The sequence below is a fragment of the Francisella opportunistica genome (genome assembly GCF_003347135.1).
In the GTDB taxonomy this organism is placed as follows: domain Bacteria; phylum Pseudomonadota; class Gammaproteobacteria; order Francisellales; family Francisellaceae; genus Francisella; species Francisella opportunistica.
Window position 1 is genome coordinate 969417 of record NZ_CP022377.1, and the last position, 22563, is coordinate 991979.

Genomic DNA, 22563 nt, shown 5'->3' on the forward strand with positions numbered 1-22563 from the left:
AATAATATAATGTTTTACAAAAATTTTTTAAACCCCATAATAGTATAAAAAAACAAATAAATCTAACCCTATGTTGTTTAAAAACAAAAAATCTACTGACACATTAGAACTCGAAAATAATGATCAAGATACCACTAGCACTATCATCAAGCCAAAGCTATGGAAATTATTTAATTGGTTAATATTTTGTGCCTTTATATTAGTTTTAAGCTCTTATCTAAATGCGCGAATATTTTTAATAGCATTTACTTTTGTGATTTTAGTCGCCTTAGCTATCAAGCTGTATTTACTAAATAAACTACCACCACTGAACTTTAGAATTTATATAGTAGTCTTTTTACTAATCTTTATTTTATGTGAGTATAACCACTTAGAGATTGTCTACTTTAAATCATTTAAGATTAGCAATATAGATTATCAGCATTTACTTACAAATCCAGGGATTTTTGTTGGCGCATTATGCAATATTGTTTTTACTACAAAAATCCAAATCGCCCCGCAACTGTTCTTTAATGAAGACTTCATTCAGTGGGCTGCTAGTTATATTGATAAAACACCACAAAAAGCCCTTATCTACCTTGATGGCGTATATTTTGCAATATTTGGCTATATCGTACCAGTAATTATCAATTTTATCTATGCAATGCTGATAGCTGTAATAGCTGTAAGAATCAAACAGCTTATAATAAGATCATAGTACTCTTCAGCTTTAGCAAAATTTTTTAGTTTCGCGATTATTTTTTGTTTGTTATCATCATTAATAAAAGCAGCTCTTGCAGCTCTACACGCAAGCCACCATCAAGATGAACTTGTAAAACAACTTTTGGTATTGAAAAAATTTTACCTTTCATTATCTTCCTCATTTTGAATTAAAAAATGACTACCAACACTTTGTTTGCGTTTGATAGCTTGCTCGAGCGTCAACTTAGCTAGCTTAACTATTTTTCTATAAGCCTCTAGTTTATAGTCATATCTTCCTAATGCCGTGTTTGTATTTATTGATTGTTCTAATAGGTAAAGTTGCTGATATGCTTTTCTAAGCTCTGCTTGCCTTCTAACCAAGCCAACACTATCCCACATTAGTTGGCGTATCTGATTTAGTTGTTGTAAATAATCACTACTTGAGTTAAATAATTCTAGTTTTTGATTACATTCAGTAAAGCTATCATCTATATTAGCTAAAATATCCTCACTAGCTGCTAAAGCATAGACAATACACTCTAATAATGAGTTACTTGCTAACCTATTAGCGCCATGTAATCCAGTACAAGCAACCTCACCTACAGCATACAGATTAGCAATACTAGTCTGAGAATTATTATCTACACTAATACCGCCACAACTATAGTGTGCAGCTGGAGCTACTGGGATTCTATCATTAGCTGGATTAATGTTATTCTCTAGTAGCTTTTCATAAATATATGGAAATTTTTGCTGCCATTGACTTGTATTTAGATGCGTCGCATTAAGATAAACCTCTCTACCTGCTTGCATATTTATATATATTTGTCTGGCGACAATGTCTCTTGGAGCTAAATCTTGCAGCTGATGAACTGACTTCATAATTCTGACACCTTTGGCAGTTTCTAGCACAGCACCACTACCACGAATAGCTTCTGAGATTAAAAATGGTGCAACACTTCTAGCAAAAAAACATGTTGGATGAAATTGAGTAAACTCTAGATTCTCAAGCTGACAACCAATATCATACGCCATAATCATCGCATTACCACTACCAGCTGTAGCATTAGTCACATACTTATATAATCCTGAGGCGCCACCTGAAGCAAGTATGACTTTTTTTGTGATAAATTTAGTAACTTGATATTTGCTATCATAGCTATATAGTCCGATACATTTATTATCTTTTTTTATTAGCTCTATAGCATTATGTTCGGGATATATACTAATATTTTTAAAACTATCAAGATTCTCATATAACTTTGCAATAACTGCCCTACCGGTATAGTCTTTGATATGTAGTATTCTTGCTTGGGAGTGTCCTCCTTCTAGATGGAGGCTATACTCACCATTTGTTTTTCTATCAAACTCAACGCCGTGCTTCTCTAGCCATGTTATTGCAGTTTTAGAATTTTTGACAACTTGAGTAATACTCTCAAGCTTTGCAAGCTTGCCACTAGCGATATACGTATCCTCAACATGTGACTCAATACTATCATCACTAGAAACTATAGCAGCAATTCCACCTTGAGCATACGAGCTAGCACAATGATTAATTTTTTGATCATAGATAATAGCCAAATCTAAATTATGCTCAGCTAGCTCTATAGCAGCAACTATACCTGCTAAACCACCACCTATTATAGCCACATCATGCTTTTTTATAATCATATCTACAACTGAACCTGCAACGATAAATCTATTGCTTTGATATGTTTAGTAATTGCTCCAACAGAGATAAAATCAACGCCAGTTTTGGCCATAGCAACTATAGATTTACTATCGATATTCCCAGAGACTTCTAATGCTACTTTATTTTTAGTAAGTCTCACAGCTGTATCAATATCAGCATTGCTAAAATTATCGAGCATTACAATATCTGCTCCAGCAGCTACCGCTTGGTTTAATTCATCTAAATTTGTAACTTCAACTTCAACAACTTTACTACTATCTATTTTTTTTGCTTTTGTAACAGCTTTGGCAATACCACCAGCTGAGCGAATATGATTTTCTTTGATTAAATAAGCATCAAATAAACCAATACGATGATTAAAGCCTCCTCCACACCTAACTGCGTATTTTTGTGCTAAGCGAAACCCTGGGATAGTTTTGCGTGTATCAAGTAGCTTTGTCTTATATTGAGAAATTAATTTGACTAGATTATTTGTTGCTGTAGCAGTAGCAGAAAGCATTTGGATAAAATTTAACATTGTTCTTTCTGTGGTTAAGATGCTTCGAGCATTACCCTTAAGTTCAAATATTTTTGCATTAGCTGGTACTCTTTGAGCATCATTATATAACCAAGTTATCTGTATACTTTTATCAAGCTGATTAATTACTTCATTAGCAAAATCTTGACCACATAAGATCATATCTTCTCTAGTGATGCAAAATGCTGTAGTATCAACATCTTCAGCTAGCTGTGCTGTGATATCTCCAGTTGCTATATCTTCTGCTAAAGACTCTCTAACTAACCTTGTGATAACACTATCAGGAACTTTACTAATTTGATTAGTATTTAACATCACTTCAGACATACTATTTCCTAAAAATTTATCATTCTATTTAATGGGGTAAGCGCCTTTTGACGCACCTCTTTATCAATAAATATCTCATTAGTTTGATTGATTAAGCATTCTTTTAAATTTTTAAGCTGATTTAGCTTCATCCATGGACATTTCGCACATGATTGACAAGTTGCGCCACGACCAGCAGTAGGTGCTGGAATAAACTCTTTATGTGGCGATAGCTGTTTCATTTTATAGAATACACCAGTATCTGTAGCAACAATAAATTTACTATTGTTAAGCTTTTGGCTTGCTGCTATTAATTGAGATGTTGAACCAATTGCATCAGCTCTGTTGATAATCTCTGCCGGAGATTCAGGATGTACCAAAACTGCAGCATCTGGATGCTCAAGTATTAAATCATCTAGAGCTTGAGCCTTAAACTCTTCATGCACAATACAACTACCATTATATAGTACCATATCCGCACCAGTTTGCTTAGCAATCCAATCACCAAGAAATCTATCTGGTCCCCAAAGAATCTTTTTACCTTGCTTATGTAAATAAGAACAAATCTCCAAAGCATTTGAAGAAGTAACAGTCCAATCAGCTAAGGCTTTAATCTCTGCAGAAGTATTGACATATACAACAACTTCTCTATCAGGATGAGCCGCTATAAATCTTTCAAACTCGCCATTATTACAACTTAAATCTAATGAGCATTCAGCTTCTAAAGTTGGCATTAGGATTTTTTTCTCAGGACTAAGAATTTTTGCAGAGCCTCCCATAAACCTAACACCGGCAACTACTAGAGTATCACAGTTACTTTCTAAGCCAAACTTAGCCATAGCAAGTGAATCACCGACAAACCCACCCGTTTTTTCAGCTAATTCCTGAATTTCCGCATCGACGTAATAATGCGCTACCAAACAAGCATTATTTTGTTCTAATAACTCTTGGATTTCCTGCATATATTTTTGTTTTTCTGTAGCGGCGATTTTTAAGCTTGGTAGATGTTGTCTAGCTTGTGATATTTTACCTTTTATAAGTTGTTGATTTACCATTTAAATGTTCTCCTTAGTCTTTAACTTTGGATATTTTTTGCGAAGTATTGGCATAATTGTTCTAATGACTGGCTAAAATCATCATTAACTAACTGGCAATCATATTCAGTGGCATGCGAAATCTCTGTCTCTGCTTGCTCCATACGATAATCTATAGTTTCTTTAGAATCAGTATTTCTTTTTTCTAGGCGTTTTCTTAACTCATCTAAAGATGGCGGCAGTATAAATATACTCTTAGCTCTATCACCGTAAATAGCACGTGTCTGTTGTGCACCTTGCCAATCAATCTCAAGGATTATATTTTTATTAGCTGCAAGTAAGCTATCAATCTCAGCTTTTGAGGTACCATAGTAGTTTTTGAAAACTTTGGCATACTCGATAAAGCCATCTTGGTTAAGCATTTGTTCAAATTCAGCAATTGTCACAAAATGATATTCTCTACCATTGACCTCATCAGTTCGAGGCTCTCTAGTAGTATGAGATGTTGCTATAGTGAAATTCTCTTTACCTACTTTAGTTGCTAAAAAAGCTTTTAATAAAGAACTTTTACCAGCACCAGATGGCGCAGAAACTATAAAGATATAGTTACTCATTTGTAAAAATCATAATTAAATAGTTAGTCCGACCAATTATACAACTTTAGGGCTATAAATAGAATAATATGCTAAAAATTAATTATTTGAATCTATAAAAATTTATAAACAAGATTATTGAGCTGTAAGGTTTAACTTCTTACCAGCAACCCAAACATTTTTTAGATGATTTATAACTTTTGGTGAAAGGTTCGCCGGTAAATCAACTAATGTATAATCTTTTTGGATAGAAATATTACAGATATGTTTACTGTCAATATTACCCTCATTAGCTATAGCTCCAACTATATTTCTCGGTTGAACATCGTTACCACGCCCAACATCTAGCTTATATGTAGTTAGATCAATATTTACAGCACGACGCGGTTTTCTATCTGCTCTATCAAAACGCTTACTTCTCTCGCCTTGATCATTTCTACGCTCAGACCTTTCATTTCGTCTGCCATCTCTAGAATTTCTGTTATCACGAGTTGGCTTTTCTTCTTTAGCTTGGATCTCTCTTGGGAAGAAAGTTTTTTTACCTTGAGCTAATAGCGTAAGAACAGCTAAAAGTTCTTCCGAATCAAGTTCTAACTGATCACGGATCTCGGTAATAATATCTTTATACTTATCTAAAGATTTATTTTTATCTAATGCTGAAATTATTCTAGCTTTGAAGTGCTCTACCCTACTTTGGGCTAAATCTTTGGCACTTGGCATAAATACTTCTTGCATTGGTGAGCCAGTAAATCTCTCAAGGGTACGCAAGAATCTCATTTCTTTTAGTGGTACTAAAGAAATTGATGTACCTTCACGCCCTGCTCTCCCTGTACGGCCAATCCTATGTACATAAGTATCTGTATCATTAGGCATATCATAGTTAACCACATGGCTAATACGCTCAAGATCTATACCTCTAGCTACTACATCTGTAGCAACAAGGATATCTGATTTAGCACTTCTAAATTGATCAACAATATATTCACGCTGCGATTGTTGCATATCACCATTTATAGCAGCCACTTTGTAGCCTAGCGCCTTTAAGTTATCTGCTACTTCAATCGTGCTAGTTTTAGTCTTAACAAAGATAATAACACCATCAGTTTCTTCTGTCTCAAGCAATCTATCTAAAGCATCTATCTTTCTAAAGCCTTTTATTACAATAAATTTTTGTGTAACTGTGTTGGCAGTTTTTGTCTTAGCTTTTACTTGTATCTTACAAGGGTTTCTTAGATATTCTTGGATAATATCAGCAATATCGACTGGAATTGTTGCTGAGAAAAGTAATCTTTGGCACTCATCAGAGACATGACTTAAGACAAATCTTACATCATCAATAAAGCCCATTCTAAGCATTTCATCAGCTTCATCTAAGACTAGTGCTCTTAGGTTATCAAGCTCTAGCGTACCTTTTTCAATATGATCCATGACACGCCCGGTGGTACCTACTACTACTTTGACACCTTTTTTTAATGCTCTAATTTGTGAACCATATTCTTGACCACCATAGATACAAGCAACATCTAAATTTGGCACATTTTTGGCAAATGCTTCAAACTGCTCAGCTACTTGTATAGCTAATTCTCTAGTAGGAGCTAATACCAACACTTGCGGTGCTTTATCTTTAGATTTTAAATCAATGTTATTTATTAAAGGTAATGCAAATGCTGCTGTTTTACCTGTACCTGTTTGTGCTTGGCCTAGCACATCTCTACCCGATAAGATATATGGAATAGCATACTGTTGAATTGGTGTAGGGTTTTCATATCCTAATTTGATAACAGTATCTACGATATCTTGATTTAGCCCTAACTGACTAAAATCTTTTTTAGTTTCAGAATTCATTTTTGTCCGTAAATTTTTGTATGAGAAATTTATTAAATAATTTGAAAATTATGAGAAATTTAAATTATCCACGTGATGTAATTTCTAATAGATGATAACCAAACTGAGTCTGTACTGGACCATGAACTTTGTGTAACTCATCGTTGAATACAACTCTATCAAACTCAGGAACCATTTGTCCTTGGGAGAAGGTCCCTAGATCACCACCTCTAGCTCCAGATGGACATAGAGAGTGCTTTCTAGCTGCTTCTTCAAAATTTATTTTACCTTCAGTTATGTCTTTTTTGATTTGTTGACATTCAGATTCTGATTGTACTAGCAAATGTCTAGCTGAAGCTTTCATATATTACGGTTCCTTATTTTTTGATTTAACTATTACTAATTACAGTTCTAAAGGATACATTATTTAGTAAAAATATACAACTTATATTAAAAAGCGGTTATTGGCCTAAATTACGTAATTTTTTACCTGAGATAAGGTTATCTTCTATTTTCTCTAAGCTAACACCTTTTGTTTCAGGAACAAAAAGCTTTAGGAATATTATTGCAATGATACAGAAAAGAGCATAACTAACAAATATCATCGGTTTACCCCAAGCTCCTGCACCCATTATCACATTCGAGTACGCTACAACTATCAATTTTACAATAAATCGTTGATTTAGTCTAAATAATAAACTTCTAGTGTTATTCTTTGTAAATAATTAGATAAACTTTCTATATTCTTGGTGCCTCGAAATATCTCACTATTTATCTTTATACTGTTTGACAACGACCGATTTTTGCTAAAGATTTACCTCCCCTAAGGTTATTTTCAATTTCTTCTAATGAAACATCTTTTGTTTCAGGGACAAAAAACTTAACAAATAATATACAAACTATACAAGATATCGCAAAACCAAAGAAAGTGCTATCAGGATGGAATGTCAGCCAAGTAAGCGCAAAATTACCTATAATCGCATTACAAATCCAGTTACTCATAGTAGATGCGGTTACCCCAAAATCTCTTCCCTCAATTGGCTGGATTTCTGAACATAGAATCCAAATCACCGGACCCATTGATATTGCAAATCCAAAGATAAATAATAAGCAAAATATCAAAGCAGCCCATTGTAATGTTTGTGATAAAACCATTGCTTGTCCATATACAAAATGTGTCTTAAAGATAAAGCCAACAACAATACATGAGATTATCAGCAAACTTAAACCAAAGTATAAAATTGGCTTACGACCAAATTTATCAACATACTTAATTGCCAAAAAGGTTGTCAGCATATTAAGTAAGCCAATCACTATTGTTGATGTCGAAGGGTTAGTAAATCCAGCTAATTTAAAGATATCTGTCGAGTAGTACATAAATGCATTCATACCAGTAAACTGTTGGAATGCTTGCAAAGCTATACCTAGAAGTACTACTTTTATAAAAAACTTCTGCTTAAGCAAAGAAAAAACACTAACACCTCTATGTGTTGTCTGCTTAATCTCATTATGCTCTTCTAGTGCTTCAGTTTCGCTGGATCTTATTTTTTTAAGAACAATAGCAGCCTCATCATCATTACCTTTTAAAACAAGCCATCTTGGACTTCTAGGTAATGTTAAACATCCAAAGAACATTATTACTGATGGAATTGCAAGCACTGCAAGCATAATTCTCCAAGAACTTGTACTTTCTAGAGCTGAATTGGTTAAGAAAACCAAAAATAAACCAATAGTTATCATTAACTGATATAAAGCAATCAAAGCACCTCTAAACTCTTTTGGGGCGATTTCTGATAAATATAAAGGAGCAATAAATGAAGCAATCCCTACTGCAGTACCCAAAATAAACCTTGAGCTAATAAAAATTTGATAATTGGGCGCCATAACTCCGACTATTGTAAAAATAGAAAAAATAGCTGCTGCTATAAGCAAAACCTTTCTACGTCCATAATGCTTTGATAAAAAACCACTAAATAGCGCCCCACAAGCAGCACCAAGCAATAATACACTTGAAACATGACCACTTTCAGCAACACTAAGATTAAATGTTTGTGATATAAAATATAACGAACCATTGACATAACCAATATCCATGCCAAAAAGTAACCCAGCAAGTGCTGCTATTATAGCCACACGGATAACTACAAAATTTATTTTTTTTTTATTTTGCATTGTAAACTCCTTATGTTAATTTTTACTAAATAACTCAAAATGTTCATGATATACTATAGTTAAAATACAAAACAACTATTTTTTGATTTATAAATGAATATTTCAGCCACAATATCACAGCTCAAATTCTCGCATCGTCGTAAGAATATCTTAACTAATGAGTGGGTTTTGGTATCGCCTCATAGGCTTAGCAGACCATGGCAAGGTCAGTCTGAAGATACTCAAAAAAATACTCTTCCGGAGTATGATGACAAGTGCTATCTTTGTCCAACTAATACTCGAGCTAATGAAGAAGTTAATCCTGATTTTAAAGAGACTTTTGTATTTGAGAATGATTTTTCTGCTCTCTCTAAAGAAAAAATAGACAAAAATCTTGAGATAAATGATGATTTATTTCAGCTAAGTGGTGCTACTGGTATTGCCAAAGTTATTTGCTTCTCTGCAAAACATAATCTTACAATGGCGTCAATGCAACAAGATGATATCACTAAAGTAGTAGATCTTTGGGCAACTGAAGTGGCAGAGTTAAGCAAAAAATATCAATGGGTACAAGTTTTTGAAAATAAAGGTTCTATCATGGGCTGCTCAAATCCTCATCCACATGGACAAATTTGGGCTTGTGATTTCTTACCAACAGAAGCTCAAAAAGAACATCTAACCCAGCTAGAATACTTTGAAAAAAATCGTTCTAATATGCTGCTAGATTATGTAAATCGTGAGATTAATGAGAAAGATAGAATTGTTTTCCAAAATGATGATTGGTTAATTGTTGTACCATTTTGGGCAACATGGCCTTATGAAACTTTACTACTACCAAAATTTAAATGCTCACATCTAAATCATTTAAATAATCAGCAAAGAAAAACTCTAGCTAACGCTCTAAAAGTTTTGTTAGTAAAATACGATAAACTATTTGATACTTCTTTCCCATACTCTATGGGCTGGCATGGTTCAATAAATGCTACAGAGTGTAACTACTGGCAACTTCATGCACATTTCTACCCACCTTTACTGCGCTCAGCAACAGTTAAAAAATTTATGGTTGGTTTTGAAATGCTTGGAGAATCGCAAAGAGATATTACTCCAGAGCTAGCAGCACAACTTTTAAGAGAGTTATAATCATGATGGACTGTATCAGAGATAATTTATCCAATCGTTTCACCACACTTTATAATAAAATTCCTAAAGTATTTTTCTCACCAGGTCGAGTCAATCTAATCGGTGAACACACCGACTATAATAATGGTTTTGTAATGCCATTTGCTATCAACAAAGGTACTTTTATATCTATTGCAACTAGAGATGATAGTATTGTAAATGTATATAGTGAAAATCTTGATGATTCCACATCGTTTTGCATAAATGAAATTAAGCAACAATTAGCTAATACGTGGCAAAACTATATAAAAGGAACTATAAATATCATCAAGCAAGATTTCTCTAACGATATCAAAGGAGCAGATATTTATATATTTAGTGATCTACCTTTTGGTGCAGGTCTTTCCTCATCTGCTTCATTAAATACAGCTTTGGCTTATGCCTATAATGAAATCTATCAACTAAATCTTTCTAAGCTTGAGCTTGCTAAGATTGCCCAAAAAGTAGAGCATCAATATATTGGTACAAAATGTGGAGTTATGGATCAAATGGCATGCTTATTTTCACAACAAAATGCTGCAACAATGATTGATTGTAATAATAATCATTGTGACAACATTCCTTTTGAACTTGATAGTCTATCAGTGCTAATTTGTGATACAAATATCAAGCATAATTTAGCAAGCTCTGCCTACAATAAGCGCCGCCAAGTTTGTGAAAATATCGCTTTATTCCATAAGATAAAATCACTGCGTGAATTAGATTCTCAAAAGCTAGAATATACAAAGTTAAACTTCTCTGAAGAAGATTATAAATTAGCATTACATGTATTTACAGAAAATCAAAGAGTTATAGATGCTACTAAAGCAATGGCAGTTAAAGATTGGCAACAACTAGGTAAGCTGATGTATCAGTCGCATAATTCACTAAAAAATGATTATAAGGTCAGCTGTGATGAACTTGATTACCTAGTTGAATTATCTCAAAATTTTGCTGGAATTTATGGAGCTAGAATGACTGGTGGTGGCTTTGGTGGTTCTACAATACATCTTTTACCTAAAAAGCTTCTAAAAGATTATACCAGCTACTTAGAGAAAAACTATTTTGAAAAATTTAATATAAAACCAATATTTTATATTTCAAAGGCTTGCCAAGGCACTCATAGAATTTAAAAGATACTTCGGGCTTTTTCTAGTAAATTGTTTTTTTCTTGCTCAGTATATGGTTTAGATTGTATATTACCCCATACTGGAGCTGGCCAAGCCGGATCATTTTCAAAACGTCCTACTACATGTAGGTGCATTTGCTTAACAACATTACCTATAGTAGCTATATTTAACTTATCAGCATTATATTCTTTTAATATAAATCTAGAGAGTTTATTGATAATAGTATTTATATTGTATTGAACAGGGTCATCAAGCTGATACCACTCTGTTCTATCTGTAAAAGGTACAACTATAAACCAAGGTACAATAGCGTTATTCATTACTAGAATTTTACAGTCTAGGTGCTCACAAACTTCAAAAGTATCAGCTGCTAAGCGAGAATCTAATTTAAACATCAAAAAGCCTCCTTATTTTTTCTAAATCTTGCGGTGTATCAACACCTGCTGGAGTTGGTTTAGATGATTGAGCTATTGCAATCTTATAGCCATTATATAGAACTCTAAGTTGCTCTAATGCTTCGTATTTCTCAATTGGTGAAACTGTAAGTTCAGCATAATGTTTTAGAAAAGCCACTCGATATGTATATATACCAATATGTCTAAAAAATTCTGAAATATTAACCTGCAGATTCTCAGAAAAACCTCTCTCAAAAGGGATAGGCGCTCTACTGAAATATAAAGCATAGTTATTTTTATCAAAAACTACTTTGACATTGTTAGAATTATAAATATCTTCTACATCAGTGATTTTTTCACACAATGTCGAGACTACAGCTTTTGGTTTATCTATCAATAACTGTGCCGCTTGTTCAATATTCTCAACAGGTATCAAAGGTTCATCACCTTGAACATTTACAACAATATCTTCATCAGCAAAACCTAATTTAGTGACAGCTTCTGCTATTCTATCTGTACCTGATTCGTGATCTGCTCTTGTCAAAACTACTTTTGCACCAAAACTCTTAGCTATATCTTTTATTTCTTGAGAGTCTGTAGCTATTATTATACTATCAAACTTTGATTTGGCTACTTGTTCATATACTCTCTGGATCATTGGCTTACCAGCAATATCAGCTAGCATCTTATTCGGTAGACGAGTTGATTTAAGCCTTGCTGGAATTACAATATGGATATTAGCCATATTTTTTTACCTCTTCAAGAGTTAGCTTTTTGGCTTCTTCAACTAACATTACAGGGATATTCTCGCGAATCGGGTAAGCTAGTTTATCCGCTTTACAAACTAAAACTTGATTTTCTTTATCATAATGTAAGTTTGCTTTACAAATGGGACAAACCAATACATTTAAAACTGAATGATCCACTATTTCACCTCTATTATAAATTCATATTTATCTGCTACTTGCTCTGCTTTGACAAGTATATAATCATTTATCTTACACCATGCTGGGATATCATGCATAGTACCAGGATCAGTACAAAGTACTTTTAACTGCTCACCTATTTGCATCTTTTTCAGGGCGATTTGTGTTTTGATAACAGGCATAGGGCAAAGGAGCCTTTCTAAATTTAACTGTTGCATTTATATATACCACTCCTTTTTAATCTCATCAGCTGGCATAGGCTCGACAGTTACTTCCTTACTAGTACCATCTAAATAATTAAATATCATATTTACATTATTAGCATTTTTTCCTTGCGTAAACCTACCTAAAATTTGCGCAGTATATTGCTCATCATTTTTGTCAAAATCACCATCTATCAAAGTCAAAGGGCCTGTATGTGATGAACAATAAACATTTATAAATTGATTTTTGTAACCGTTTAGGTAGTTGTTTTCACCCTCTTCACGGCCAATTATAAGCTTATACTCAGGCTTAAAGCGAATATGCCTACCAATCTTAAGTAACATAATATCATCAAACTCATATTCTTTTGAATTACGCGCTTGCCATAAATCAACTAATTTATCAGAGTATTGTTTATCAGTAAGGAAACAACAGCCGCCAGCAGGAGAAGCATAATTTTCTATTCCCCATTCACGAGCCATTTTCATTTGATCTTTTCTACCCCTACCTGTTGTAATTGCCATTAATTTAGATCTATCAACCCAGCTCTCTCTTTCAGGTTTTGTTTCAGGTAAATTCTTAGCACTTAAAGGCCTAAGAAGTAAATCATCAATACCAGATTGTTTTTGGACTACAGGCATAGTACTTTTACGTTGAGACATTGGTCTTTGACCAATAACCTCACCAGTAATTATAAAATCAAAACCATTTTCTATAGCCCATTCCTTAGCTTTACGCACCATAAAAATTTTACAATCTAAACATGGATTCATATTTGCGCCATAGCCGTACTTAGGGTTTATTAGTACATCTTTATATTCATCAATCACATCAATAATATGCAATTTTATGCCTAATTGCTCAGCAACCCAAAGAGCATTATTACGCTTTTGTTTTTCTTTATCATGTTTTCTTATTGCATGTGTGTGTCCTTCGACACAGAAACCGGTAAAAAAATTTATTCCCTCAACATGGATACCTTGCTCAAGCATCATTTTTGTTGCCAGCATTGAGTCAAGGCCACCAGAAATAAGTGATACTGCTTTAATTTGTTTTTTTTCCATTACCCTATTTTGTATAAAATTAAAAATTAAATATTTGTAATAATTTTAACATATCGGTATTTTATAACTATACTTTTGTTAAAGTTATAAGTTTTTAAAGATAAAAATTAACGCTTTTGTTGATATGTCCGTGTGGTATAGTAGCCGACGATTGAGCCAAGCATCGCACCAGCGATTAGATCACTAGCAAAGTGAAAATATTGTAATAACTGAGTAATTACTACTAAAAATATTAGCAATACCCAAAGCCATCTATACTTAGGAAATAAAATCCACATACTCACGCTAAATGAGAAAATAAAAGTTGCATGACCGGAAGGAAATGAGGCATAATCGCCATTAAACTTAAACCAGTTAAAACCATAAAGATTATCCCTAACTAATGAAGGGTTATGATTTCTAAATGTCTCTGTCCAATATCTACCAAAGATACCTTTTAATGTTTCTTTGATAAATTGACCTATAACTACAGCGTTCGCAACTAGCAAAAACTTTGCATCAAAAGCAGATACTTTTTTGTATAAAAGCTTAATAAAATAATATATGTAAAATACAAAAATTAACATATTTAGAAAAGAAACCATATCATCAGAAAAGAATTTCATAATTGTGTATTGTCTTGAGTTATGCTCGTGCAAAAACCATACTATGTGTTTATCAACAAAGAAGTAGCAAAAGAATATTGAAAATATCCCTAAAATAATAAATAACAAGCTTTTTTTAGTCATTTTTAGACTTTATATTTTTTGAAATATCAACATTCTACAGGATTAATTAGCTATAATTTAGTTTTTTTTTAATGAAAACATTGCCAAATTTCTTGGGCTAACTTTTTACTAATTCCTTTAACTTTGGCAATCTCATCAACAGATGCTCTAGATAACTCTTGCCAACCACCGAAATACATCATTAAAGCTTTACGGCGTTTTGGTCCAACTCCTTCAATTTCCTCTATAATTGATGATTGTCTATTTGAGCTTACTTTTTTACGCTGTCCTTTGATAGCATGATCATGGGCAGAATCTCTAATTTGGCGTAACAGTAAAAACCCTGGATGATGCTCATCTAGTCTATATTCAGTATTATCAAAACCTTTATAGATTTTTTCTTTACCACTTATCCGCTCAACACCCTTACCCAAACTGACAAGCTGAACTTTATCTTGGATTCCAAATTCTCTAAAAACTGCCTCTGCTTGATGAATTTGACCTTTACCACCATCAATTATCATTACATCTGGTAGATTATTTACCTCTAATCCAGAACTAACCCGACGAGATACTGCTTGATGAATTGCTGCATAGTCATCGCCTGGCTTAATATCTTTAATATTATATCTACGATGAGATTTGCGATCTTCACCCTTATCTGTATATACTACACATGATGCTATTGTTGCTTCACCTTGAAAATGAGAAATATCAAAACACTCGATACGCTTAATATCTTTTTCTAGGCCAACAAATTCTTTTAAAGATTCTAAACGCTTTTGATATTGTGATTTTGAACTTGTATAGATATTTAGCTTTTGTCGGGCATTCACTTCGGCTAACTTCAGCCACTTGAGATTATCAGCAGCTGGAGCAACTATCCAGTTTATCGTTTGACCAATTTTTTGCGAAATACTATTCATAAGATCTGTAATAACAGCAAAATCAACTTTTGATAAGATTATATTCTTAGGCCAAATATTACGAATCTCATCACCTAAGTAAAAATGTGATAAAAATGCGTGCATTATTGAAGTTTTATCTTGGCTTTTTGCATCTATACTCCAATGTCTATCTGCAACAACATCGCCATTTTGGATCTGTAATAAAGCTATACTTGCATAGTTACCCTGCATATATATACCAATTACATCAAAAGTTTTATCAGCTTGGATATCTACTATCTGCTGCTGCTGTAATTTGCGCAATACTACTAATTGATCACGATAAAATTGAGCTTTCTCGTACTCCATATTTTCAGAAGCTTGATACATTTTTGCAGAGATTTCTTCTAAAACACTGCTAAATTTACCGGCTAAGAACTTCTTCAGTATCGCTAATTGTTCATCATATTGCTGTTGAGATACTAAGCCAACACATGGCGCTAAACAGCGTTTAATTTGATATTGTAGACATGGTCGAACTCTAGACTTATAGTATGAATTTTCACACTGGCGAATTGGAAATATTTTTTGGATAATATTTAGCGTATTTTTAACTGACGATATAGAAACATAAGGTCCAAAACATTGTCCCTTTTTATATGCCGATTTACCACGGTAAAAAGACACACGTGGAAACTTATCACGTGAAATAACTAAGTATGGGTAGCTTTTATCATCTTTAAAAAGAATGTTGTACTTAGGGCGATGTTGCTTAATTAGATTATTTTCTAATAAATACGCCTCATAATCGCTTGGGGTGATAGTTATCTCAATTCTAGCAACTTGCTCAACCATCATTAAGGTTTTACTATCTTTAGCTCCTTTTGAGAAATAACTATTGACGCGATTTTTAAGATTTTTTGCCTTACCGACATAAATTATTTCACCATGCTTATCAAGCATACGATAAACGCCTGAATGCGTAGTTAAATTAGCTAAAAAGCTTTTTAAATCAAAATCTTTAGAATTATCTGTAATCATCTAATTTTATTAAACACTGAGTTTATGAAAAATGTTAACATATATAAACTTTTATACTAATTTAAATAGATAAGTTTAAATCTCTTGAGATATTTTAACTAAAAAAATGATGATAATTAATACAAACAAGCAATTAAATGATGTTATAGCAACTCTTAGAAATACATCACAGCTAGCTATAGATACTGAGTTCTATTGGATGCGCACATACTATCCTGAACTTTGTCTGCTACAGATAGCCACTGAAAATGAGATATTTTTAATAGATACACTCAAGGAACTAGATTTTAGTAAGTTAAAAGATATTTTTGCAGCTAAGGATATCCAAAAAATAATTCACTCCGCAACCAATGATATCCCTATTATCAAAAGGTTTTTTAACTGTGAGGTTAATAATATTTTTGATACCCAACTTGCAGCAGCCTTTCTTGGATTTCAAACACAATCATCGCTAAAAACTCTTTTAAAAGAAATTTTAGATATTGAAATGGAAAAAGAATCTCAGTTTTCAGATTGGCGCAATAGACCTTTATCACAAAAGCAACTTGACTATGCTATCAAAGATGTTAAATACCTCATACAATTAAAAGAGTTTTTGCAGCAACAACTAGCTAAAAGTCAATATCAAGATTTTTTTGAGCAGGAACTAGTTGAAATACAAAAAGCACAATTTAACTCTATTGAAAGTATTTATAACAAAATAGGTAATATCCAAAAATTTGATGAAAAAACGCAAAAAAATGCTATTTTAATAGCACAATGGCGAGAAATGATTGCTCAAGAAAAAAATATTCCCGTAAGGTTTATTTTTAACAATAAAATCTTATACATTATTGCTCATACAAACCCTAAATCTCTTAACTCTTTTGATCATGATGAGCTAAAAAGATTAAAACCTTGGATTAAAAAAGGTGTTATTACCGCGCTTAGCTCAACTAAAAGCTTGGACCAAGTAATACTAGAGCAAAAAAGTGGTAGTAAGTTAGCTGCAGAACTAAATGATAAGATAGTTGCTTTTTTTGATATTCAGGCCAAACAATTTAAATTTGATTCTAGTATAATCGCCTCAAGAAAAGATATTCGCTCACTAGCATATAATCTAAGTATTGATACTAACTACACAAATAATAAACTCCTTGCTGGTTGGAGATATAAAATAGTTGGTAAAAAATTAAAAGAGTATATACTTGATAGCATAAAATAAGATTATTAAAACTACACTTTAAATCTATGAAACTTATAACTAGAAATTCTAAATTATTCCCTATAATTTTAGCTTTATTTGCTGCTTTACCACCTCTAGCTGTAAACACCTACGCGCCAGCGATATCCATGTTAGCTCGTGATTTTGGTGTCAACAATAGTACAGTTTTGACAACTTTTGCGACCTACTTTATTGGCTTCTCTTTTGGTATGCTTTTCTGGGGGGCTATATCTGATAAATATGGTCGCAAGAAAGTTATCATCATCGGCAGCGTTATTTACATTATAAGTACTGTACTATGCTCTTATAGCTATAATTTTAAAATGCTTGAGATTATGCGTCTACTTCAAGGTTTATCTGACTCTGTAGGTGCTGTAATTGCTTTTTCAATTGCGCGTGATTGCTACAAAGGTGCCAAACTTACTAGTTTAGTTGCATCTATAATCATAATATTATTAATAGCACCTATTATAGCACCAATAATCGGTACGATACTTACTGAGCTAACTCACACATGGCAAAGTACATTTCATTTTCTCACTGTTTACGGTGTGATTATGCTTATATGTGCCTGCTTAATCGAAGAAACTCTAGAGCATAAAGATAGAAAATCAAGTCTAATAAAGCTAATACCTAGTTACTTCCAGCATATCACTAATCCTAGTTTTATGTTAGCAACTGTTGCTAGTGGTACTATTTTTGCAGCATTATTTATATATATATCATCATCAGCTTTGATATACCTTGATAATTATACAACTGGTTCTTTCTGGTACTGCTTATATTATGGTTTATGTTGCGTTAGTGCTATTTTTGCAAATATTCTCATAAAGAGATACTCAAACAGAGTACAACAATTAAAATTCTTATATTATAGTGTTGCGTTAATCACTCTAAGCTGCATTACTTTAATAATATTTAATAGCTTAAATCTAGATAATGCTCTGATCTACACTCTAACAATGTTTGTGCTATGTGGTAATGTTTCTTTTAGCTCAACTCTTATCTATGCATTTGCTATCGATCAAATAGACCATAGTTTTGGTACCGCAAACTCAATTGTAAACTTTGTAAAAAATATGATTGCAGCTGCTGGTAGTTATATTGTAAGCTTTTATCACGGTAGAGATTTGGTTTTAGCATCTCCGTATGCTCAGCTAGGTTTTGCGCTGGTTACAATTATGATACTATTTGGTATATATAGATTAAATCAAAAAGCAAAACTACAACAATCTAGCTAAGCATTAGATTAGAATAAGCCTTCTCATACAAATTCTATTTTTTGATTACATCAAGAGCTAATTAATGATTTGATTCGAGCACAATCTCCGGAGTCACACCACCTCGTTATGCTTCTAACCATCGCAGAGCACTATATCAGGATCATTATTTTTTCGATACAACTACTAAAATGTCATTTCTAAATTCTGGATTAACAAACTTGCTTTAATTATTTTATATTAATCATAACTTTGCTTAACATTATAATATGGTACCTATTGACGAAAACTTAGAAATAAATTTTAGGACTACTATAATTTCTCTCTAATTACTTCTTTAAGTAAAAGATCCTATGTTATATACTAAGACGGGCCCTCGTTAGGAAAAATTGTACCCTCTCCAGCATCGTGGGTTGGCTTTCCCTCAATTTCATTTGAAGTGTCTGGCTCCCACTTGTGTAATATCGGTGTTTGCCATTCTTTCTTTTTTTTATCTTGTTCCATTATATTTCTCCTACATTTATTTAATTTTTGTTTTGCCTCGGGCAAACGTCTATTATTAAAAATAAACTAATTAAATTATTAATTTTAATTTGTTGTAAAGCAAGTTAAAAATGAGATGGTTAAGCAAAAGTTCATAATTTATTTTACAAATATTAAAAAAGGTATTTCGACAAGTGATTGCCAGGCTTACTGAAGTAATTAATGAGCTATCTTTAATAACTAAACAAATATATAAATTTTAATTTTTTTAAACAGGGAAAGTTTATGTACACTATATCAACGAATTTAAATAAAATGATTTTAAAACTCTAATTAAAGTATAGTTTATATTTTAGTAATTATATTTTTGTCAAATAGATAGTTTATAATTTTAGCAGCACATTCCTCAATTGTTTTTGTTGTAGTTGTAATATGTATATCAGGATTTATAGGCTTTTCATATTGCGAAGATATACCCGTAAAGTTGGCAATTTGTCCTTGTCTGGTTTTTTTATATAATTTTTTAGGATCTCTTCTTTCGCACTCTGCCAAAGGCGCATCTATAAATATCTCTATGAAATTATCACCAATAATTTTTCTCGCTTGTTCTCTATCGTAAATAAATGGCGATATCAGAACTATACTAACTATTAAACCAGCATCAACAAAAAGCTTCGCTACTTCTGAAACCCTGCGTATATTCTCTGTTCTACTTATTTCATCAAAACCCAAATCATGGTTAAGACCATGACGTATATTATCGCCATCTATTATATAAGTATGGCAACCTCTTTCGTACAACATTATATCAACAGCATTTGCAATAGTAGATTTACCAGCCCCACTAAGCCCTGTATACCATAAAACTATCGGCTTATGTTTTTTTTGCAAGCTTCTTTCTTCAGTTGAAACACTAGTTTTATGCCATATAATATTATCACTCATTTTAACCTCTTAAAAGAAACTATTCCCTTAAATTTTTAGCATCCCAATGTGGAAAATGTTTTCTAATAAGTGCATTTAGTTCTAGTTCAAACTCTGAATAATCATTAGTACTATCTTTTTTATCATTAGCTGCTAGCGGCTTGATAACCATACCTGCTCCAGCGGTAACATTGGTGAGTCGATCTATAATTATAAAAGCTCCTGTAGTTCGATTTTTTTGATAGCTATCAAAACAAACAGGTTCAGAAAGATTTAGTTCTACTGTTGCTATTTCATTTAGCTCAAGCGTACCGCAAGCTACCTCTTTAAGAGTATTTATATCGGTTTTATAATTAAATTTATTTACACTACCTATAACCTGTTTTGTCAAGAATTTAATATAATAATCTTTATACTCTATTAAAGGTTGTTCAGACATCCATACAATATTTGCTCTAAGCATTGATGATACATGTGATATCGCATCTTTATGAACAATCATATCCCCCCTACTAATATCTATTTCATCGTAGGTAGTTATAGTTATAGACTGACCAGCCTCCGCTTCGTTTAACTCTCCATCAAAGCTTAGTATTGACTTTATTGTAGTAATTTTACCACTAGGCATTACCCTAATAGTATCTCCTATTTTAGCAGAACCTGATACTACAGTTCCCTGAAATCCTCTAAACTCTGAATTTGGTCTACAAACTAACTGTACAGGAAAACGAAACTCATCAGTATAAGCATAATCTATTTTTATAGTTTCTAAATAATGCATTAGTGGAGAACCTCTAAACCAAGGCATTTTTGTGCTTTTTGAAACTACATTATCACCATCAAGAGCTGATATAGGTACAAATCTAATATCTGGAATTTGTAAACTTCCCGCTAATTTCAAATACTCATCTTGTATAGATTTATAAATTTCTTGAGAATAGCCTACAGTATCCATCTTATTAACAGCAACTATGACATGCTTTATACCAAGTAATGAACAGATAAAACTATGTCTACGCGTTTGTGTTTGTAGTCCTTTTCTAGCATCTATAAGTATAATAGCTAGATCACAATTTGAAGCTCCTGTAGCCATATTTCTGGTATACTGCTCATGACCAGGAGTATCTGCAATAATAAATTTTCGTTTATCAGTTGAGAAATACCTATAAGCAACATCAATAGTAATACCCTGTTCTCTTTCAGATTGTAAACCATCAACTAACAGTGCCAAATCTAACCTATCACCCTGAGTACCGATTTTCTTACTATCTGCTACGATTGAGGCTAATTGATCTTCAAAAATTAACTTACTATCATGTAAAAGCCTACCTATTAATGTACTCTTACCATCATCCACACTTCCACATGTGATAAACCTAAGCAATTCTTTTTGTTGATGTTGCCGTAAGTACTTTTGGATATTTGTTGCAATCAAATCTGACTGATGTGACATTTATTATTATATCCTTAGTCAATAAATGTAAAATTACTAATATGTAGAGGTTTTTAACCTATAAAATATAATATACAACTAAACTAGAACTAATTAAAGTAATAAAATAAATTATAGTAATATAATAGAAAACTTAAAATTATATTTCTATATGTAGTTATTTTATATACTTTTAAAACAAAAATACAGGTTAAATTTAACATAGTTAAAGTATCTTTGGGTTTTATGATAATCCATCAGGATCTGTACTTGGCAACCCTTCAAGCGGATAACGGTTAGGTTTTCCCTCAATTTCATTCAAGGATTCTGGTTTAAATTGTTTTAATATTGGGCATTGCCACTCTTTCTTTAACATTATTTGATGCACCATTTCTTAATTTACATATTTTTATTATACAGGATAATTTAAAAATTAAAATAGTTTTTTTACAAAAAAAATATAAAGCTAAAATTAAACCTTCTAAAGTTACCTCAGATCGGAATTAAAAGAGTTGTAAATTAAAGGTTTAAGAGTAATTTTAGGTTAACCTCAGTTTGGGATTTAGAGCCTTGTAGTATAAGGGGTTTAGTGGTGTTTTTAGGTTAAAATAAGTGAAAAACCTTTAAATTCTGACAATAATGATAGATCAACTTATCTTAACCTTTTGCCGTATAGACGATTTTTTATTTATCATAAAGAATTACAAAGCAAGTCAATTAATTACAAAAAAAGCTGGTTTAAAAACAAGTTTATCTTTAAGCGAAATAATGATTATTTTGGTTATGTATCAAGCTGTTAGATTTAAAGATTTTAAAACTTAGTATGTTGAGTTTATAAAAATTTACTGGAAGCATTACTTTCCTACAGCGCCATCTTATAACCGTTTTGTAGAATTAATAGATATAGTAATGTCACCATTAATAACATTTATATCAAATAACTATGGTAAGCATACAGGTTTATATTTTATAGATGTTAAGGTTAAATA

At 32.3% G+C, this 22563-nt stretch carries 23 protein-coding genes and 2 pseudogenes; 6 read left to right on the forward strand and 19 right to left on the reverse strand.

The genetic code is table 11. From position 1 onward, the window contains the following. Positions 1–70 precede the first annotated feature (70 nt). On the forward strand, positions 71–697 hold the full coding sequence (locus CGC45_RS04805; RefSeq protein ID WP_071629212.1) for a hypothetical protein: 627 nt from the start codon (positions 71–73) through the stop codon (positions 695–697). 143 nt (positions 698–840) lie between these two features. Here CGC45_RS04805 and nadB read toward each other — a convergent pair whose 3' ends face one another. The 8 genes and pseudogenes from nadB to CGC45_RS04845 all read right to left on the reverse strand — a co-directional run bounded on the left by nadB (position 841) and on the right by CGC45_RS04845 (position 8820). Next, positions 841–2352 carry an L-aspartate oxidase gene (nadB, locus tag CGC45_RS04810; protein WP_071629213.1) on the reverse strand — a complete coding sequence of 504 codons (1512 nt, stop codon included), beginning with the start codon at positions 2350–2352 and terminating at the stop codon, positions 841–843. A gap of 2 nt (positions 2353–2354) precedes the next feature. Continuing rightward, complete coding sequence (gene nadC, locus CGC45_RS04815) at positions 2355–3218, reverse strand: carboxylating nicotinate-nucleotide diphosphorylase (RefSeq protein ID WP_071629214.1); 864 nt, start codon at positions 3216–3218, stop codon at positions 2355–2357. Positions 3219–3226: 8 nt separating this feature from the next. Further along, positions 3227–4252, reverse strand: coding sequence for a quinolinate synthase NadA (gene nadA, locus CGC45_RS04820; protein ID WP_071629215.1), 1026 nt, complete (start codon positions 4250–4252; stop codon positions 3227–3229). 20 nt (positions 4253–4272) lie between these two features. Continuing rightward, positions 4273–4845: a guanylate kinase gene (gene gmk / locus CGC45_RS04825; protein WP_071629216.1), complete on the reverse strand. Its 573-nt coding sequence runs from the start codon at positions 4843–4845 to the stop codon at positions 4273–4275. 114 nt (positions 4846–4959) lie between these two features. Continuing rightward, positions 4960–6669 (reverse strand): DEAD/DEAH box helicase, encoded by a 1710-nt coding sequence (locus CGC45_RS04830; protein ID WP_071629217.1) that lies wholly within the window; start codon positions 6667–6669, stop codon positions 4960–4962. Positions 6670–6733: 64 nt separating this feature from the next. Beyond that, a complete protein-coding gene (locus CGC45_RS04835; RefSeq protein ID WP_071629218.1) occupies positions 6734–7012 on the reverse strand; it encodes a peptidylprolyl isomerase in 279 nt (92 codons plus the stop codon). 97 nt (positions 7013–7109) lie between these two features. Then, positions 7110–7304, reverse strand: a pseudogene (locus CGC45_RS04840) (MFS transporter); the annotation flags it as partial. 121 nt (positions 7305–7425) lie between these two features. Beyond that, complete coding sequence (locus CGC45_RS04845) at positions 7426–8820, reverse strand: sugar porter family MFS transporter (RefSeq protein WP_071629220.1); 1395 nt, start codon at positions 8818–8820, stop codon at positions 7426–7428. 93 nt (positions 8821–8913) lie between these two features. Between CGC45_RS04845 and CGC45_RS04850 the strand changes: the two genes are divergently transcribed. Beyond that, on the forward strand, positions 8914–9939 hold the full coding sequence (locus CGC45_RS04850) for a UDP-glucose--hexose-1-phosphate uridylyltransferase (protein ID WP_071629221.1): 1026 nt from the start codon (positions 8914–8916) through the stop codon (positions 9937–9939). A 2-nt stretch (positions 9940–9941) separates the two neighbouring features. Next, positions 9942–11090: a galactokinase gene (galK, locus tag CGC45_RS04855; RefSeq protein ID WP_071629222.1), complete on the forward strand. Its 1149-nt coding sequence runs from the start codon at positions 9942–9944 to the stop codon at positions 11088–11090. Here galK and CGC45_RS04860 read toward each other — a convergent pair. The 7 genes from CGC45_RS04860 to uvrC form a co-directional block, all read right to left on the reverse strand. Beyond that, on the reverse strand, positions 11087–11482 hold the full coding sequence (locus CGC45_RS04860) for an HIT domain-containing protein (protein ID WP_071629223.1): 396 nt from the start codon (positions 11480–11482) through the stop codon (positions 11087–11089). The genes galK and CGC45_RS04860 overlap by 4 nt on opposite strands. After that, on the reverse strand, positions 11475–12227 hold the full coding sequence (gene kdsB / locus CGC45_RS04865; protein ID WP_071629224.1) for a 3-deoxy-manno-octulosonate cytidylyltransferase: 753 nt from the start codon (positions 12225–12227) through the stop codon (positions 11475–11477). The genes CGC45_RS04860 and kdsB overlap by 8 nt, the downstream gene beginning before the upstream one ends. Beyond that, on the reverse strand, positions 12220–12408 hold the full coding sequence (locus CGC45_RS04870; RefSeq protein ID WP_071629225.1) for a Trm112 family protein: 189 nt from the start codon (positions 12406–12408) through the stop codon (positions 12220–12222). Before CGC45_RS04870 ends, kdsB begins: the two co-directional genes overlap by 8 nt. Continuing rightward, positions 12408–12626 carry a sulfurtransferase TusA family protein gene (locus CGC45_RS04875; RefSeq protein ID WP_071629226.1) on the reverse strand — a complete coding sequence of 73 codons (219 nt, stop codon included), beginning with the start codon at positions 12624–12626 and terminating at the stop codon, positions 12408–12410. The genes CGC45_RS04870 and CGC45_RS04875 overlap by 1 nt, the downstream gene beginning before the upstream one ends. Continuing rightward, the gene (locus tag CGC45_RS04880; RefSeq protein WP_114702068.1) at positions 12627–13676 is read right to left on the reverse strand and encodes a tRNA (5-methylaminomethyl-2-thiouridylate)-methyltransferase; all 1050 of its coding nucleotides are present in this window, start codon (positions 13674–13676) and stop codon (positions 12627–12629) included. A 107-nt stretch (positions 13677–13783) separates the two neighbouring features. Continuing rightward, entirely contained in the window at positions 13784–14404 is a 621-nt protein-coding gene (locus CGC45_RS04885) for a phosphatase PAP2 family protein (RefSeq protein ID WP_071629228.1), read from the reverse strand. Between the two features lie 68 nt (positions 14405–14472). Beyond that, entirely contained in the window at positions 14473–16311 is a 1839-nt protein-coding gene (gene uvrC / locus CGC45_RS04890; RefSeq protein WP_071629229.1) for an excinuclease ABC subunit UvrC, read from the reverse strand. Positions 16312–16420: 109 nt separating this feature from the next. Between uvrC and CGC45_RS04895 the strand changes: the two genes are divergently transcribed. After that, a complete protein-coding gene (locus CGC45_RS04895) occupies positions 16421–17515 on the forward strand; it encodes a ribonuclease D (RefSeq protein ID WP_071629971.1) in 1095 nt (364 codons plus the stop codon). Positions 17516–17541: 26 nt separating this feature from the next. Beyond that, positions 17542–18756: a Bcr/CflA family efflux MFS transporter gene (locus CGC45_RS04900; RefSeq protein WP_071629230.1), complete on the forward strand. Its 1215-nt coding sequence runs from the start codon at positions 17542–17544 to the stop codon at positions 18754–18756. A gap of 342 nt (positions 18757–19098) precedes the next feature. Here CGC45_RS04900 and CGC45_RS09015 read toward each other — a convergent pair whose 3' ends face one another. From CGC45_RS09015 to CGC45_RS09335, 4 genes are all read right to left on the reverse strand, one after another. Next, the gene (locus CGC45_RS09015) at positions 19099–19239 is read right to left on the reverse strand and encodes a hypothetical protein (protein WP_162790235.1); all 141 of its coding nucleotides are present in this window, start codon (positions 19237–19239) and stop codon (positions 19099–19101) included. Between the two features lie 324 nt (positions 19240–19563). Next, positions 19564–20163, reverse strand: coding sequence for an adenylyl-sulfate kinase (cysC, locus tag CGC45_RS04905; protein ID WP_114702069.1), 600 nt, complete (start codon positions 20161–20163; stop codon positions 19564–19566). A 19-nt stretch (positions 20164–20182) separates the two neighbouring features. After that, positions 20183–21595: a sulfate adenylyltransferase subunit CysN gene (gene cysN, locus CGC45_RS04910; RefSeq protein ID WP_114702070.1), complete on the reverse strand. Its 1413-nt coding sequence runs from the start codon at positions 21593–21595 to the stop codon at positions 20183–20185. Between the two features lie 223 nt (positions 21596–21818). Then, entirely contained in the window at positions 21819–21950 is a 132-nt protein-coding gene (locus tag CGC45_RS09335) for a hypothetical protein (RefSeq protein ID WP_257211271.1), read from the reverse strand. A 263-nt stretch (positions 21951–22213) separates the two neighbouring features. Here CGC45_RS09335 and CGC45_RS04915 point away from each other — a divergent pair. Next, positions 22214–22549, forward strand: a pseudogene (locus CGC45_RS04915) (IS982 family transposase); the annotation flags it as partial. Positions 22550–22563 lie beyond the last annotated feature (14 nt).